This window comes from Brevundimonas sp. RM1, assembly GCF_052907225.1.
The window spans coordinates 1-13,515 of the sequence record NZ_JBRERY010000033.1; the positions used below are offsets into that span (position 1 = coordinate 1).

General features: G+C 66.5%; 15 protein-coding genes, 3 tRNA genes and 1 pseudogene. 17 read left to right on the forward strand and 2 right to left on the reverse strand.

Annotated elements, in window-relative coordinates; genetic code table 11:
• Positions 1 to 25 precede the first annotated feature (25 nt).
• Positions 26 to 100: transfer RNA gene (locus ACU5AP_RS15195), tRNA-Thr, on the reverse strand.
• A gap of 98 nt (positions 101 to 198) precedes the next feature.
• Between ACU5AP_RS15195 and ACU5AP_RS15200 the strand changes: the two genes are divergently transcribed.
• From ACU5AP_RS15200 to ACU5AP_RS15270, 15 genes and pseudogenes are all read left to right on the forward strand, one after another.
• Positions 199 to 384, forward strand: a complete 186-nt coding sequence (locus ACU5AP_RS15200; protein ID WP_046653020.1) for a hypothetical protein — start codon at positions 199 to 201, stop codon at positions 382 to 384.
• A gap of 111 nt (positions 385 to 495) precedes the next feature.
• Positions 496 to 1,785, forward strand: a complete 1,290-nt coding sequence (gene murA, locus ACU5AP_RS15205; protein WP_128116546.1) for a UDP-N-acetylglucosamine 1-carboxyvinyltransferase — start codon at positions 496 to 498, stop codon at positions 1,783 to 1,785.
• Positions 1,775 to 2,278 carry a DUF2948 family protein gene (locus ACU5AP_RS15210; RefSeq protein WP_128719776.1) on the forward strand — a complete coding sequence of 168 codons (504 nt, stop codon included), beginning with the start codon at positions 1,775 to 1,777 and terminating at the stop codon, positions 2,276 to 2,278. The genes murA and ACU5AP_RS15210 overlap by 11 nt, the downstream gene beginning before the upstream one ends.
• Positions 2,275 to 2,742 carry a UPF0262 family protein gene (locus tag ACU5AP_RS15215; RefSeq protein WP_003164346.1) on the forward strand — a complete coding sequence of 156 codons (468 nt, stop codon included), beginning with the start codon at positions 2,275 to 2,277 and terminating at the stop codon, positions 2,740 to 2,742. Before ACU5AP_RS15210 ends, ACU5AP_RS15215 begins: the two co-directional genes overlap by 4 nt.
• Before the next feature lie 105 nt (positions 2,743 to 2,847).
• Positions 2,848 to 3,066 carry a translation initiation factor IF-1 gene (gene infA / locus ACU5AP_RS15220; RefSeq protein WP_003164348.1) on the forward strand — a complete coding sequence of 73 codons (219 nt, stop codon included), beginning with the start codon at positions 2,848 to 2,850 and terminating at the stop codon, positions 3,064 to 3,066.
• An 8-nt stretch (positions 3,067 to 3,074) separates the two neighbouring features.
• Positions 3,075 to 3,674, forward strand: a complete 600-nt coding sequence (locus ACU5AP_RS15225) for a Maf family protein (protein ID WP_128719777.1) — start codon at positions 3,075 to 3,077, stop codon at positions 3,672 to 3,674.
• The gene (locus ACU5AP_RS15230; protein ID WP_128719778.1) at positions 3,674 to 4,684 is read left to right on the forward strand and encodes a ribonuclease E/G; all 1,011 of its coding nucleotides are present in this window, start codon (positions 3,674 to 3,676) and stop codon (positions 4,682 to 4,684) included. Before ACU5AP_RS15225 ends, ACU5AP_RS15230 begins: the two co-directional genes overlap by 1 nt.
• Before the next feature lie 2 nt (positions 4,685 to 4,686).
• Positions 4,687 to 4,851: a DNA gyrase inhibitor YacG gene (locus tag ACU5AP_RS15235; protein WP_076224790.1), complete on the forward strand. Its 165-nt coding sequence runs from the start codon at positions 4,687 to 4,689 to the stop codon at positions 4,849 to 4,851.
• 63 nt (positions 4,852 to 4,914) lie between these two features.
• Positions 4,915 to 4,990, forward strand: a tRNA-Phe gene (locus ACU5AP_RS15240).
• A 431-nt stretch (positions 4,991 to 5,421) separates the two neighbouring features.
• Positions 5,422 to 6,339: a MotA/TolQ/ExbB proton channel family protein gene (locus ACU5AP_RS15245; RefSeq protein ID WP_046653025.1), complete on the forward strand. Its 918-nt coding sequence runs from the start codon at positions 5,422 to 5,424 to the stop codon at positions 6,337 to 6,339.
• 5 nt (positions 6,340 to 6,344) lie between these two features.
• Positions 6,345 to 6,776, forward strand: a complete 432-nt coding sequence (locus tag ACU5AP_RS15250) for an ExbD/TolR family protein (protein WP_040345002.1) — start codon at positions 6,345 to 6,347, stop codon at positions 6,774 to 6,776.
• A gap of 17 nt (positions 6,777 to 6,793) precedes the next feature.
• A complete protein-coding gene (locus ACU5AP_RS15255) occupies positions 6,794 to 7,510 on the forward strand; it encodes an energy transducer TonB (RefSeq protein WP_128719779.1) in 717 nt (238 codons plus the stop codon).
• Positions 7,511 to 7,692: 182 nt separating this feature from the next.
• On the forward strand, positions 7,693 to 8,451 hold the full coding sequence (locus ACU5AP_RS15260; RefSeq protein WP_164918010.1) for a M48 family metallopeptidase: 759 nt from the start codon (positions 7,693 to 7,695) through the stop codon (positions 8,449 to 8,451).
• 93 nt (positions 8,452 to 8,544) lie between these two features.
• Positions 8,545 to 8,621 (forward strand) — tRNA-His (locus ACU5AP_RS15265).
• A 47-nt stretch (positions 8,622 to 8,668) separates the two neighbouring features.
• Positions 8,669 to 9,067, forward strand: a pseudogene (locus tag ACU5AP_RS15270) (methyltransferase domain-containing protein); the annotation flags it as partial.
• Positions 9,068 to 9,296: 229 nt separating this feature from the next.
• Here the strand turns inward: ACU5AP_RS15270 and ACU5AP_RS15275 are convergent.
• On the reverse strand, positions 9,297 to 11,168 hold the full coding sequence (locus tag ACU5AP_RS15275) for a patatin-like phospholipase family protein (protein ID WP_446681466.1): 1,872 nt from the start codon (positions 11,166 to 11,168) through the stop codon (positions 9,297 to 9,299).
• A gap of 79 nt (positions 11,169 to 11,247) precedes the next feature.
• Between ACU5AP_RS15275 and ACU5AP_RS15280 the strand changes: the two genes are divergently transcribed.
• Together ACU5AP_RS15280 and ACU5AP_RS15285 are read left to right on the forward strand one after the other, a co-directional pair.
• A complete protein-coding gene (locus ACU5AP_RS15280; RefSeq protein ID WP_003164353.1) occupies positions 11,248 to 12,840 on the forward strand; it encodes a carboxyl transferase domain-containing protein in 1,593 nt (530 codons plus the stop codon).
• A gap of 113 nt (positions 12,841 to 12,953) precedes the next feature.
• A complete protein-coding gene (locus ACU5AP_RS15285) occupies positions 12,954 to 13,436 on the forward strand; it encodes a hypothetical protein (RefSeq protein WP_128719781.1) in 483 nt (160 codons plus the stop codon).
• The last annotated feature ends 79 nt before the right edge of the window (positions 13,437 to 13,515 follow it).

Sequence of the window (13,515 nt, forward strand, 5' to 3'; positions counted from 1 at the left end):
CCCTTGTAAATCCAAGGGGTCAGTGTGGTGCCGCCGGGCAGGATTGAACTGCCGACCTCAGCCTTACCAAGGATGCGCTCTACCACTGAGCTACGGCGGCGGGTCACTGAGGAAGCGGCCGTATAGCCAAAGGTTTCGGCCGGGCCAAGCCAAAAATGCACGCTTGATCAAAATCTTTGCACACGGTCTGCTGCCGTCATGGATAAGCCGACCAAAGACGCAGACGAGACGGGCGCTGACGTCGCCTCGCCCCCTTCCGCCAGCCCCGCAGCCTTGGCCAAGGCCGAGCGCGCGGCGCGTCTGGCGGCCGCCTTGCGCACGAATCTGCGCCGCCGAAAGGCGCCGGGCGCGGGCGGGACGCGGCCGCCGAGCGAAAGCAACTGAAAGTCATCAGTCTTGCGACGTTACGGCCTTTCGCGGGCGCCGTCCGGCTTGCTAGATAACCGGTTCGCCGGGCCGTAGGGGTCCGGGCCTCCCAGGACTTCCCCGACACCCATGGACAGCATCGTCATTCACGGCGGCAACCGCCTTAACGGCTCGATTCCGGTCAGCGGGGCCAAGAACTCGGCGATCAAGCTGATGGCGGCGTCGATCCTGACGGATCAGCCCCTGCTGCTGACGAATATGCCGCGTCTGGCGGACACGCGATTCCTGGGCCAGCTGCTGCGCCAGTTCGGCGTGGAGGTGACCGAGCGCGACGGGGCGGACGGGCAGGAGACCCTGTTCCACGCGCCGGAGCTGACCTCGACCTTCGCCCCCTATGACCTGGTGCGTCAGATGCGGGCCTCGTTCAACGTGCTGGGGCCGCTGCTGGCGCGCACGGGGAACGCCAAGGTCTCCCTGCCGGGCGGCTGCACCATCGGCGCGCGGCCGGTCGATCTGCACCTTCAGGCCCTGACGGCCATGGGCGCGGCGATCGAGCTGGAAGAGGGCTATGTCAGCGCCACCGCGCCCAAGGGCCTGCGCGGGGCCGAGATCGAGTTTCCCTTCGTCTCGGTCGGCGCGACCGAGCACGCCCTGCTGGCCGCCGTGCTGGCGGATGGGACGACGGTGCTGAAGCGTGCGGCGCGTGAGCCGGAAATCGGCGACCTGGCCCGCTGCCTGATCGCCATGGGCGCCAAGATCGAGGGCCTGGATACGGACGTGCTGACGATCACCGGCGTCTCGTCCCTGTCGGGCGCGACCTGGTCGGTGATTCCCGATCGAATCGAGATGGGCTCCTATGCCCTTGCTGCGGCGATGGCGGGGGGCGAGGTGCGCCTGACCAAGGGCCGCGCTGACCTGATCACCGCCCTGACCGACAAGATGGTCGAGGCGGGCGTCGAGATCGAACCGACGCAGGACGGCCTGATCGTGCGTCGCGACCCGACGCAGCGGCTGAAGGCGGTCAACGTCACGACCGAGATCTATCCGGGCTTCGCCACCGACCTGCAGGCGCAGTTCATGGCGCTGATGACGACGGCCGAGGGCGAAAGCGTCATCCACGAGAACATCTTCGAGAACCGTTTCATGCACGCGCCGGAACTGGCGCGCCTGGGCGCGGACATCGCCGTCCATGCGGGCGAGGCCGTGGTGCGCGGCGTCGAGGGGTTGAAGGGCGCGCCGGTCATGGCGACGGATCTTCGCGCCTCCATGTCTCTGGTCATCGCCGGTCTTGTGGCCGAAGGTGAGACGACGGTCGGCCGCGTCTATCACCTGGATCGCGGTTTCGAGCGGATGGAAGAGAAGCTGGGCGCCTGCGGCGCCGATGTCCGACGGATCAAGGGGGAGGGCGATGAGCACTGACGGCGAACCGATCTCGACCCTGACCGACGAGGTGGCGGACGAAGGCGCTGCGGGCGAAAGCCTGGCGCCGATGACGCCGCTGCGCCTGCTGGCCGAGGACGCGGACGACCTGCAGATCATCTCGGCCGCGCTTCAGGACGCCATCATGCGTCCGGTCGACATCCGCTGGGAGAAGGAGGCGCGGCGCCTGACCGTCGTCCTGTCGCGCTTCTGCTGGGAATGCGGCGGCACGCGCGTCATGGCGGCCATGCAGTTCGGCGACGTCCAGGCGGTCAAGAGCCGCCGTCTGCCGCGCCTGCCCGAGGCGGCGCTGGAGCTGTTGGCGCTCGACTTCCTGCCGACCGAGGCGCCGGGCGGTCAGGTGATGATGATGTTCGCGGGCGGCGGCGATCTGCGGATCGACGTGGAGTGCCTGGATGCGGTGCTGACCGACCTTTCCGAACGCTGGCCCGCGCGGGTGGCGCCGACCCATCTGGGCGGAGCGGCGCAATGAGCGGACCGCACAAGCTGACCGCGATCGAGATCGACAACGCCTCCCTGCCGGCCGCGACGGCCGAGATCGAGCATCAGCGCCGGGTCGCTATCTTCGATCTGGTTGAACAGAACAGTTTCATCCCGGACGGCGCGGCGGGCGGTCCTTACACCCTGGCCCTCTCGTCGCAGGATAATCGTCTGGCCTTCGATATCGCCGGACCGGATTTCAGCCGGACGCATGTCCTGTCGCTGACGCCGATGAAGACGGTGATCCGTGACTACGGCCTGATCTGCGAAAGCTACTACGAGGCCCTGCGCGGCTCGTCGCCCAGCCAGATCGAGTCGGTCGATATGGGGCGGCGGGGGCTGCACAATGAAGGGGCCGCCCTGCTGAAAACCCGGCTGGACGGCAAGGTGGAGATCGACCAGGAGACGGCGCGCCGGCTCTTCACCCTGGTCTGCGCCCTCTACCGTCGGGGCTGAACTCGACTATCTAAGCGTTTTGGTGCATTAGGCGCCCTCACTTTCACGGCTCGCGCTCACGCTCGGCGCGGGCCCGTAGCTGTTCACACGGGCGAGAGAGGCCGCATGGCTAAGGAAGAACTGCTGGAATTCCCCGGCGTGGTCAGCGAACTGCTGCCGAATGCGACGTTCCGCGTGACGCTGGAAAACGATCATGAGATCATCGCCCACACTGCGGGCAAGATGCGCAAGAACCGCATCCGGGTGCTGGCCGGCGACAAGGTGCTGGTCGAAATGACGCCCTATGACCTGACCAAGGGTCGCATCACCTACCGCTTCAAGTAAGGACGCGCGTGTCGCGTCCTGACGCTTCGGCTCCGAGGTTGATTCTGGCCTCGTCAAGCCCGCGCCGCATCGAATTGCTGGCGCAGATCGGCATTGCGCCCGATCTGGTCGATCCCGCCGATATTGACGAAACGCCCCAGAAGGCCGAGACGCCGCCGCGCCTGGCCCAGCGTCTGGCCTGCTCCAAGGCGGCGGTCGTGGCCGAACGTCATCCCGATGACGTGGTCCTGGCGGCTGACACCGTGGTGGCCGTGGGGCGCCGCCTGCTGGAAAAACCCGCTGACGAGGCGGAGGCGATCCGCTTCCTGAAGCTGCTGTCCGGGCGCAATCATCGTGTCTTCACCGGTGTGGCCGTGATCTGCGGCGGGCGCACGTCCTGGCGCGTGGTCGACACCCGCGTCAGCTTCAAGCCGTTGTCGCTGGACGAGATCGCCGCCTATGTCGCTTCGGGCGAATGGCGCGGCAAGGCCGGGGGCTACGGCATTCAGGGCCGGGCCGCCGCCTTCATCACCCGAATCGTCGGCAGCCACCCCGCCGTCATGGGCCTGCCTCTGTATGAGGCGGCGAATCTCTTGCGCGGCGCAGGCTGGAGAGGCGAGGCCGCCTGATGGCCGATGTCAAGGTCTTCCTGGACGCGGCTCCGGGCGAGACCCGTGGCATGGTCTTTCGCGGCGGCCGCGCCTGCGCCCTCATTATACATAGAGACGACGATCGGCCTGAGCATCGCCTGGGGGCTCGCGTCGTCGGCCGTGTGGCGCGCCTGGCGCCTGGCCTGCACGGGGCCTTCATCGACCTGGGCTGCGGCGAGCCGTTCGGCTTTCTGCCGTTGGGCAAGGCGGATCGTCCGGCGGAAGGCGCCAAGCTTGAACTTTTGGTCACGGCCGAGCCGCGCGAGCGCAAGGGGCCGGTCTTGCGCCGCCTGGGAGAAGCGGGCGGAGAGCTGCGTCTGCTGGAGGCCGGACCCGACGTCGCCGCCATTCTGAACATGCTGGCGCCGGGCGTGCCTGTGTCCACGGGCGCCGAGGCGATTCATGCGGCGCTGGAGGCTGAAGAAGAAGCCTTGTCCGGCGGCGTGATCGAACCAGGCGTGGGTCTGGACCTGGCCGTGCAGCGGACGCGCGCCCTGATCGCGGTCGACATTGACTACGCGCCAGCCGCCGGTCGAGATTCCCGCAAGGGGCGCGAGGCGGTGAATCGCGAGGGCCTGCGCCAGACGGCGCGGTTGCTGGCGCTGAAAGGGTGGGGCGGTCTGGTCGCCATCGACCTAGTGGGCGTCGGCCTGCATCCAGAGACCACTCTATCCATGGCGCGCCAGGCGTTCGCCGATCACAACGGAGCGGCGATCGGGCCGCTCAGCCGGTTCGGCCTGCTGCAATTGTCTTTGCCGTGGGGGCGTACGCCTGCCGATGAACGATTTGCGGCGCCGGGGGCGCTGGAGATCGGCGCCCTGCGTCGCCTGCGCCTCGCCTTGCTGACGGATCGCGCCGCGCCGCGCCTGACGCTGCACTGTAGTTCGACGTCAGCGGCGATCCTGTCCCCCTGGGTGGCGCAGCTAGGGCCGCGCGCCCACATCCGCCCGGACGCCGCGCCGGGCGTGTTCGAGATCAAGGAGGGCTGAGCATGGCCCAATGCCCCATTTGCCGTCGCGCCGAGGCCGTCGCCGCCTACAAGCCCTTCTGCTCCAAGCGTTGCGCCGACATCGATCTGCAGCGTTGGTTCACCGGCGGCTACGCCATTCCGGTCGAAGATGCGCACGATGATGAAAAAGATCGCGGAATTGAGTGAATTGGCGTCTGGACAGCCCGTTCGGGCTCGCCTATAGAGCCGCCTCTCGCGACGCAAAGCGACGCCTGGATAGCTCAGTTGGTAGAGCAGCGGATTGAAAATCCGCGTGTCGGTGGTTCGAATCCGCCTCCAGGCACCACTTTCCCCTCACATGATGATTATTCGTCTCGGCCTTGAAAAAGCCGAAAAATCGTCATGGGCCTAAACATTCCTTAACATTCTCTGCATTGGCATTTTTGTTGCCGTTATATTTCATTCAAATGGAATATTTATGCGTCTCTGCCTCGGGGGCGAGGCGCGCGGGGTGAAAAGCTATTTTCCGCCCTTGACGCTCCGATAGCCGTTCGTCAAAGGGACTTAACCGCATTCTTGCTTGCAGGCTGTGGACGGGGGGGTATGGTTCCATCGCTCCAGTCTGCAAAGCGTCTCAGGATGTTTCGTAAGAATGCGGCGCCGACCGGCGGGGGAGAAATTCCGGCGGAAGGAAAATTTCACGGTAAAGGCCCAGCCGACTGACGCGGCTTGGGTTTTGGGTTCCACGAGTCAGACCAAAGCAGGAACTGGCGAAACATGCTCGATAGCAAGAAGACGAATATCCTCCTCGCAATGGCCGGCGCCGCCGTCCTGATGGCGAGCTCGCCGGTTCTGGCGCAGGACGCGGCCGCACCGGCTGCCCCGGCCGCCGCTTCGGCTCCCGCCGCCGCTGACGCCGCCGCTCCGGCCGCCGACGCCGCCGCCCCGGCTGCAGACGCAGCTGCTGAAGCCCCCGCTGAAGAAGCCGCCGCCGGCGGTCACGGCGGTGCGGGCCTGACCCCGATCGCCATGTTCATGATGGCGCACCCGGTCGTTAAGGTCGTGATGGCAGGCCTGGTCCTGGCCTCGATCTTCTCCTGGACGCTGCTGCTCATCAAACTGGTTGAGTTCAGCTCGCTGACCAAGAAGACCAACCGCTTCCTGGAAGAGTACCGCGGTGCTCGCAACCTGGCCGACATCCGTCGCCTGGCCACCTCGGAAGAGTTCGACGGCAACCCGCTGGCTGACATGGCCGCGGCGGCCACCGGCGAAATCGAACTGTCGCGTCAAGCCGGTCTTGATGTGACGGGCGCTCACCGCGATACCACCGTCGCTCGCGCCGGCAACGCCGTCGGCGCCGTGCAGGGCGGCATGGGTATCCGCCTGTCGGGCGGCCAGCAGTTCCTGGCCTCGGTCGGTTCGGGCGGTCCGTTCATCGGTCTGTTCGGCACCGTTTACGGCATCATGAACTCGTTCATCGGCATCGCCGAGTCGAACACCACCAACCTGGCCGTCGTTGCTCCGGGTATCGCTGAAGCCCTGCTGGCTACCGGCATCGGTCTGTTCGCGGCTATCCCGGCGGTTATCTTCTATAACTACTTCAACACCCGCATCGCTTCGTACGGCGCTCGTGCTGACGGCTTCAACGCCGAGCTGATGAACTCGATCTCGCGTCAACTCGACAAGGGGGCGTAAGACGGATGGCCGCCAAACTTTCCGGTTCCGGCGGCGGCAAGTACACCGTCGAGGCGAACAGCGAAATCAATGTCACGCCTTTCGTGGACATTATGCTGGTTCTCCTCATCATCTTCATGGTGGCGGCTCCGCTCGCCACCGTGTCGGTGCCGGTGACACTTCCACGCGCCGTCGCTCCGCCGGCCGTCAATCCGCCCAAGCCCGTCTTCATCTCCATCCAGAATGGCGGCGAAGTGTACGTGGGCGATTTCCCGACGTCGGTCGCCGCTCTGGGCGATGACCTGAGGACCCAAATCGGAACGCGTAATCCGGACGAAGAGCGGATCTTTATCCGCGCTGACCAGCAGACGCGTTACGGGGACTTCATGCAGGTCATGAACGCCTTGCAGGATAATGGTTTTTACAGTGTCGCCCTGGTTGGCGAAGATCAATCGTAGGGGGCGTGACTCAAAGCATGACTGCTGAACCTCACGAGCACCGCGACCCTCTGCTTGACGCACCCAAGAAGAAGAAACTCTCGACGGGTGCGATGGTCGGGATCGGCGTCTCGGTGATCGTCCACGTTCTTGCAGGTGTCTACCTGTACAAGAGCAAGTTCGAACTCCAAGAGTTCAACTACGTGGACGAGGCTGTGGACGTGGAGTTGATGGAGGCCCCGCCTCCGCCGCCTCCGCCTCCGCCGCCGCCGCCGCCGCCGCCGGATACGCCTCCGCCGCCGAAGCTTCAGGTGCGCGAGCCGGTCGTCAACACCTCGGCGCCTCCGCCGCCGGTGACCTTGCCGATCGAGCCGACGAAGAAGGAAGACCGCGTCGAATACACGGGCCCGCCCGTGATCGTCCCTGGTCCTCCGCCTCCGCCGGCGCCGCCCGCGCCGCCGCGTCCTTCGGTCATCACCAACCCGCAGTGGGCTCGCCCGCCGCGTCCGACTGAACGGGACTTCCCGCAACGCGCTCTTGATCGCGGCGTGGGCGGTTCGGCCACGGTCGAATGCACGGTGACCCCGAGCGGGAAGCCCGAAGGTTGCCGCGTCGTCTCGGAAGAGCCGTCGGGCATGGGCTTCGGCTCTGCGGCCATTCGCATCGTCCAACGCGGGCAGCTTTCGCCTCGCACGGTCGATGGCGCTGCAACGAACGCCAAGTTCGTGGTTCGGGTGCCGTTTAACCTGGACTAAGCGTGCGAACGCACTGAACGAAAAGAAGCGCCTCGAGGTTTCGCCTCGGGGCGCTTTTTTCATGTGCTGAAGCCCGGACGCTGAGGTTCGATGAATGGACGATGGAACGCACTTTGCGGCGTCAGGCATGGAGCCGGGCGGCCCGCCTGTGCATTATGGCCCTGAACTGTTCCGGAGGATCGATGTCTCGCAAGCCCCTTATGCTCGCCTTGGCGATCACCACTGGCGTCTTGGGCGCTGGGATCGGCGCCTGCGCCTATAATGAGGCCCTGGGCCGCAATCAGCTGGTCTTCATCGACGACGGCGTGCTGGTCCAGCAGTCGCAGGCGGCCTGGGCCGAGACGCTGCGGACGCAGAAGGTGTCGAACAATGCGGCGCAGAACGCCCGGGTGCGCCGAGTGGGCGATCGCATCGTCCAGGCCGCGAATCTGACCAACCGCCATTGGGAGTATGCGGTCTTCGACGATTCCACGCCGAACGCCTTCGTCCTGCCGTCGGGCCATATGGGGGTGACGACGGGGCTGTTGGCCATCGCCAAGAACGACGACCAGCTGGCGGCCGTGATCGGTCACGAGGTCGGCCACGTCATCGCCCGTCACGCCGCCGAGCGCGCCTCGACCACCCAGACGACGGGCCTGATTCTGGGCGCCGTTCAGAGCCAGGCCGGGGACTACAGCCAGGCGGTTCAGGCCTTTGGCGGCATGGGCGCGCAATTGGGCGTCCTGTTGCCGTTCTCCCGCAGCCACGAGCTGGAGGCGGATCGGCTGGGCGTCGATTACATGGCAGCGGCCGGGTACAAGCCGTCGGAATCGCTGGCCCTGTGGCGCGCCATGGCCGAAGGACGGCAGTCGGGGACGCCGGAGTTCGCCTCAACCCACCCGTCGGACCAGACCCGTTTGATGCAACTTCAGCAGTATATCGCCAGCCGCGGTTGGAACTGACGGGGATAAAACATAAAATCCTGCGCGAGGACGAAATGGCCGCTTGCCCCCGACGGCGAGGCCCGCTAGAGAACCGCCCTCGCGCAGAGATGTGCAGCCTTAGCTCAGCTGGTTAGAGCGCCGGTTTGTGGAGCCGGAGGTCCTCAGTTCAATCCTGAGAGGCTGTACCATTCTCCCTCGAATCGCTTCTTGCGAAGATCGAGGGAGAAGTATGACGATGACGTCGCCGGCGTGGGATCCCCAGCAATACAACCGTTTCGAGCGCCAGCGCGATCGCGCGGCCATCGATCTGCTGTCGCAGCTTCCAGACGATCTGGACCCGCATGAGATCTGGGACATCGGTTGCGGCACGGGCCAGCATGCGGCCCTGTTGAAACGGCGCTGGCCGGATGCGCGGGTGCATGGGCTGGATTCGAGCGCCGCCATGCTGGAACAGGCGCGGGGCCTGCCCGATGATGTGGACTGGGTGCAGGGCGACCTTGAGGCCTGGAAGCCCGCCGCCCCGGTGGATCTGATCCTGGCCAACGCCTCGCTGCAGTGGGCGCCGGATCATGCGGAGCTGTTTCGGCGGCTGACCGAGGCGCTGGCGCCGGACGGGGTGCTGGCGGTGCAGATGCCGATGGCCTGGGAGACGCGGCACCACACCCTGATGCGCCAGACGGCGGCGGACGGCCCGTGGAGCGCGCGCCTGAAGGGCGTCGACACCATCCAGCCGCTGCTGGCGGCCGAGGCCTATTACGACGCGATGGCGGACCTGTGCGAGGAGGTCGACGTCTGGTCGACGACCTATCTCCACGTCTTGGACGGCGAGAACGCCGTGCTGGAGTGGATGAAGGGCACGGCCCTCAGGCCTTATCTGACCGCGCTTTGCGAAGACCCAGCCAACCGCGACGCCTTTCTGGCGTGCCTGGCTCAGGTGTTGGGCGAGGCGTTTCCACGACGTCCTGAGGGAAGGACTCTTCTGCCATTTCCTCGACTGTTTCTTTTGGCGCGCCGGTCCGGCGACGGCGGTGCAGAGTCTCGACCGATCCGTTGAGACTGTCGAGGGCCGCGCGGGCGGCCTCATATCCAGCCGCGACGCCCGGTTCATAGGCTTTCCAGTCGCGGATATCCACGCCGTCGAGCGTGGGCAGGATCAGCAGGTCCGTCTCGGCGCGGGCCTGCATTCGTTCGGCCTCGCTGGACAGGGTGGCCGAACGAATCAGGATCGAGACGATCGGGGGGCCGCGCTTCCACGCGCCCGACAGGATCCAGCGCCACCAGGAGGGAGGATCCTCCAGAGCCTTGGGGTCGACGCCGCGTGATTGCGATACGTCGACGCCGACCACGGGGCCTCTGTTAAGCCGCCGCATGACGTCGCTGGGGAAGTTTCGCAGCACGGCGCCGTCGACCAGCACCTGACCGTTCATCACCACCGGGGGCATGACGCCGGGCAGGGAGATGGAGGCGCGCAGGGCGTGACGCAGCATGCCTTCGCGATGCACCTCCAGCTTGCCCGAGGTCAGATTGGTCGAGACGGCGAAGAAGGGCAGCAGCATGTCCTCCATCTGCACATCGCCGAAGGCCTCCTTCATCAGCGCCTTGACCTTGCGAGCGTGTGTCATGGCGATAATGGGCGGCGCGATGTCGGCCAGGGGATCGGCCAGGACGAAGGCCTGTCGGATGTGATGCTCCAACTCTTCGTCCGACCAGCCCAGGGCGGGCCCCGCGGCGATGACCGCCCCCATGGAAGCCCCGCCGATGAAGTCGATGGGCGTGCCCGCCTCGCGCAGAGCCTTCAGCGCGCCGATGTGGGCGTAGGCGCGGGCGCCGCCGCCGGACAGCACCACGCCCACGGCCGAGCCGGTGATCAGGCGCGCGATCCGCGCCGTGTCGTCGAACAGGCCTTCGACCGCGTGGAACCAGCGGCCGGGCTTTAGCGCGTCCAGCCAGGCGCGGGTGTTGCTGGGGCGCGGCATCCGCGGGTCGCGCAGCAGGATCAGATCGGTGCGCTGGCCTGCGTCGTCCCAGTCGTCGGCGACCGGCGGGGCAGGGGGCGGCGGCCGGTCGGCGGCCCCGACCAGGAACAGCCGGTCCACCTGGCGCGCGCACAGGGCGGCCCAGTTCGGTTCGTCCGTCTCGGCGACGTAGAGGACGTAGTCGTGGGCGTCTTCAACCCGAGAGAACCATTCGGCGGCCGAGGCCAGGGCCGAGCTGTCGATGACGTGGCAGGTGCTGCCCTGGGCCTCGATCGCGCGGGCCACGCGCTCGACGAAGGCGCGGATCGGCCTGTCGCGGGCCGAGACGAAGCCGAAGACGTTCGGTTCCGCGCCGCCGCTGCGCTCGCGGGCGCGGCTCAGCATGATCTGGCCCAGCTCGGACATCAGCATGGGGTCGTTGCGCGCGGCGTCGAAGAAGGCTTCGCGCGGCAGGGCCAGAACGTCGCTGTCGCGCAGGGCGACCACGTCCGACATGTGGGAGGTGCCCGCCAGCATGGCCAGTTCGCCGACCGGCTCGCCGGGTTTGATGACGGCGGCCATCTGCGGAACCCGCGCGTCGTCGCGGCGGAAGACGCCCAGACGCCCGGCGCGCAGAAGATAGAGGGTGTCGGCCGGATCGCCGACAGAGAACAGCCGCTCGCCTCGCGTCAGGGCGAACCAGCTGGCGCGGCTGTCCCGCGCCTCCTCGAAGGCGCGTGACAGGGCGGCGGCGAGCGTGTCCGGTCGAAGCGGGGCCATGAAGGGGAGATATAGTGGATTTCGCCTTCGGTGAACCGAACGGCTTCCCCCCGAGGCGGAAGCCTCCTAAACCTTGGGCATGCCCAAGCTGATTTCCGCCGTCGATCGCAACAGTCCTGCTTTCAAAACGCTGGATGCGCACAATCGCGCCCTGCGGGACGAGCTTTATGAAAAGGTCGCCAAGGCCGCGCGAGGCGGCTCTGACGCCAGCCGCGAGCGCCATGTGGCGCGTGGCAAGCTGTTGCCGCGCGACCGGGTCGAGCGCCTGCTGGACCCCGGCTCGCCGTTCCTAGAGGTCGGCCAACTGGCCGCCAACGGCATGTATCGCGACGAAGCCCCCGGCGCGGGCATGATCTGCGGCGTTGGCCGGGTGTCGGGCCGCGAGGTGATGATCGTCGCCAACGACCCGACGGTGAAGGGCGGCGCCTACTTCCCCATGACGGTGAAGAAGCATCTGCGGGCGCAGGAGATCGCCGAGCAGAACAACCTGCCGTGCGTCTATCTGGTCGATTCCGGCGGGGCCAACCTGCCGCACCAAGCCGAGGTGTTTCCGGATCGCGATCATTTCGGCCGCATCTTCTTCAATCAGGCGCGGATGAGCGCGCGCTCGATCCCGCAGATCGCCTGCGTCATGGGATCGTGCACGGCGGGCGGCGCCTATGTGCCGGCCATGTCGGACGAGACGGTGATCGTGCGTAATCAGGGCACCATCTTCCTGGCCGGTCCGCCGCTGGTGAAGGCCGCGACCGGCGAGGTCATCTCGGCCGAGGAACTGGGCGGCGCCGAAACCCACGGCCGCAAGTCCGGCGTGGTCGACCATGTGGCCGAGAACGACGAGCATGCGCTGGAGATCGTGCGCTCCATCGTCGCCAATCTGAACACCACCAAGCCCCAACCGCTGGACGTGCGCGAGCCGCGCGCGCCTGCTTATGACCCGGCCGAACTGTACGGGATCATCCCTGAGGATGTCCGCGCCCCCTATGACGTGCGCGAGGTCATCGCCCGCATCGTCGACGGCTCGGAACTGGACGAGTTCAAGGCGCTGTACGGCACGTCGCTGGTGTGCGGCTTCGCCCGCATCTGGGGCCAGCCGGTCGCCATCCTGGCCAACAACGGCGTGCTGTTCTCGGAAAGCGCCCAGAAGGGCGCGCACTTCATCGAACTGGCCTGCAAGCGCAAGATTCCGTTGCTGTTCCTGCAGAACATCTCGGGCTTCATGGTCGGCGGCAAATACGAGGCCGAGGGCATCGCCAAGCACGGCGCCAAGCTGGTCACGGCCGTCGCCTCGGCTGAGGTGCCCAAGTTCACCGTCCTGATCGGCGGGTCGTTCGGCGCGGGCAACTACGGCATGTGCGGCCGGGCCTACAGCCCGCGCTTCCTCTTTACCTGGCCCAACAGCCGCATCAGCGTCATGGGCGGCGAGCAGGCGGCCAGCGTTCTGGCCACCGTCCACCGCGACGCGGACACATGGACCCCGGATGAAGCCGAGGCCTTCAAGGCGCCGATCCGCCAGAAGTATGAGGACGAGGGTAACCCCTATTACGCCACGGCTCGCCTATGGGACGACGGAGTCATCGACCCGGCCCAGACCCGCGACGTGTTGGGTCTGGCCATCAGCGCCAGCCTGAACGCCCCCATCCCGGAGACGACCTTCGGCGTGTTCCGGATGTAAGGCGATAAATTGCACGGTGTTCAAAAAACGACTTGAAGCCGCATCGCGCGGCTGAGAGTGTCGCGTCGGCGATCTCGATGTGGGATCAGAATCTGCACGACAAGGACAGTGACATGAAGAAAACTGCAGCTCTCATCGCCCTGACCGCGCTGCTCGCGGCCTGCGGATCGCAGGCCGATTCCAAGGCCCCGGCGACGGTCGAAGCCGCGTCTGAGGCTGCGACGCCGCAGACCGAGCCGGTCTCTGCGGCCGAAGAGGCGGCCGCGCGCGCGGGCGAGCCGTCCGAAGCGGTCTTCCCGGTCGGCTATCGCGGCAATTGGGATTACAGCGACGACGGTTGCGCCAAGGACGAGAGCGGCACGCGCTTCGTCATCACGGCCAATGAGATCAAGGGTTATGAGGACACCTCCAAGCTGGTGGCTCTGGAGACTTTGGAAGGCGAAGGCGACGCCATCCGCGTGGTTCTGGAGAACCAGTCGTCGGACGGCGACCAGACCCTCGTCCAGACCCTGCGCCTGTCGCCGGTGGCGGGCGTCTCGCTGCGCGTCGAGCAGGACGGCAAGACCGTTCGCGCCAACCGCTGCGATCCTGTTTAATCACCTTCTTCCCCAGCGAGGGGGAGAGGGATGACGTTTGAAGCGTTCTATCGGCCAAGGAGCCCATCATGACTGACCA

Excerpts from the sequence above, each read along its gene's own strand:
- ACU5AP_RS15280 (WP_003164353.1), top strand. The coding sequence starts at position 11,248 with ATGCCCAAGCTGATTTCCGCCGTCGATCGCAACAGTCCTGCTTTCAAA.
- ACU5AP_RS15200 (WP_046653020.1), top strand. The coding sequence starts at position 199 with ATGGATAAGCCGACCAAAGACGCAGACGAGACGGGCGCTGACGTCGCC.
- infA (WP_003164348.1), top strand. The coding sequence starts at position 2,848 with ATGGCTAAGGAAGAACTGCTGGAATTCCCCGGCGTGGTCAGCGAACTG.
- ACU5AP_RS15250 (WP_040345002.1), top strand. The coding sequence starts at position 6,345 with ATGGCCGCCAAACTTTCCGGTTCCGGCGGCGGCAAGTACACCGTCGAG.
- ACU5AP_RS15255 (WP_128719779.1), top strand. The coding sequence starts at position 6,794 with ATGACTGCTGAACCTCACGAGCACCGCGACCCTCTGCTTGACGCACCC.
- ACU5AP_RS15210 (WP_128719776.1), top strand. The coding sequence starts at position 1,775 with ATGAGCACTGACGGCGAACCGATCTCGACCCTGACCGACGAGGTGGCG.
- ACU5AP_RS15230 (WP_128719778.1), top strand. The coding sequence starts at position 3,674 with ATGGCCGATGTCAAGGTCTTCCTGGACGCGGCTCCGGGCGAGACCCGT.
- ACU5AP_RS15285 (WP_128719781.1), top strand. The coding sequence starts at position 12,954 with ATGAAGAAAACTGCAGCTCTCATCGCCCTGACCGCGCTGCTCGCGGCC.
- ACU5AP_RS15235 (WP_076224790.1), top strand. The coding sequence starts at position 4,687 with ATGGCCCAATGCCCCATTTGCCGTCGCGCCGAGGCCGTCGCCGCCTAC.
- ACU5AP_RS15275 (WP_446681466.1), bottom strand. The coding sequence starts at position 11,168 with ATGGCCCCGCTTCGACCGGACACGCTCGCCGCCGCCCTGTCACGCGCC.
- ACU5AP_RS15215 (WP_003164346.1), top strand. The coding sequence starts at position 2,275 with ATGAGCGGACCGCACAAGCTGACCGCGATCGAGATCGACAACGCCTCC.
- murA (WP_128116546.1), top strand. The coding sequence starts at position 496 with ATGGACAGCATCGTCATTCACGGCGGCAACCGCCTTAACGGCTCGATT.
- ACU5AP_RS15245 (WP_046653025.1), top strand. The coding sequence starts at position 5,422 with ATGCTCGATAGCAAGAAGACGAATATCCTCCTCGCAATGGCCGGCGCC.
- ACU5AP_RS15260 (WP_164918010.1), top strand. The coding sequence starts at position 7,693 with ATGTCTCGCAAGCCCCTTATGCTCGCCTTGGCGATCACCACTGGCGTC.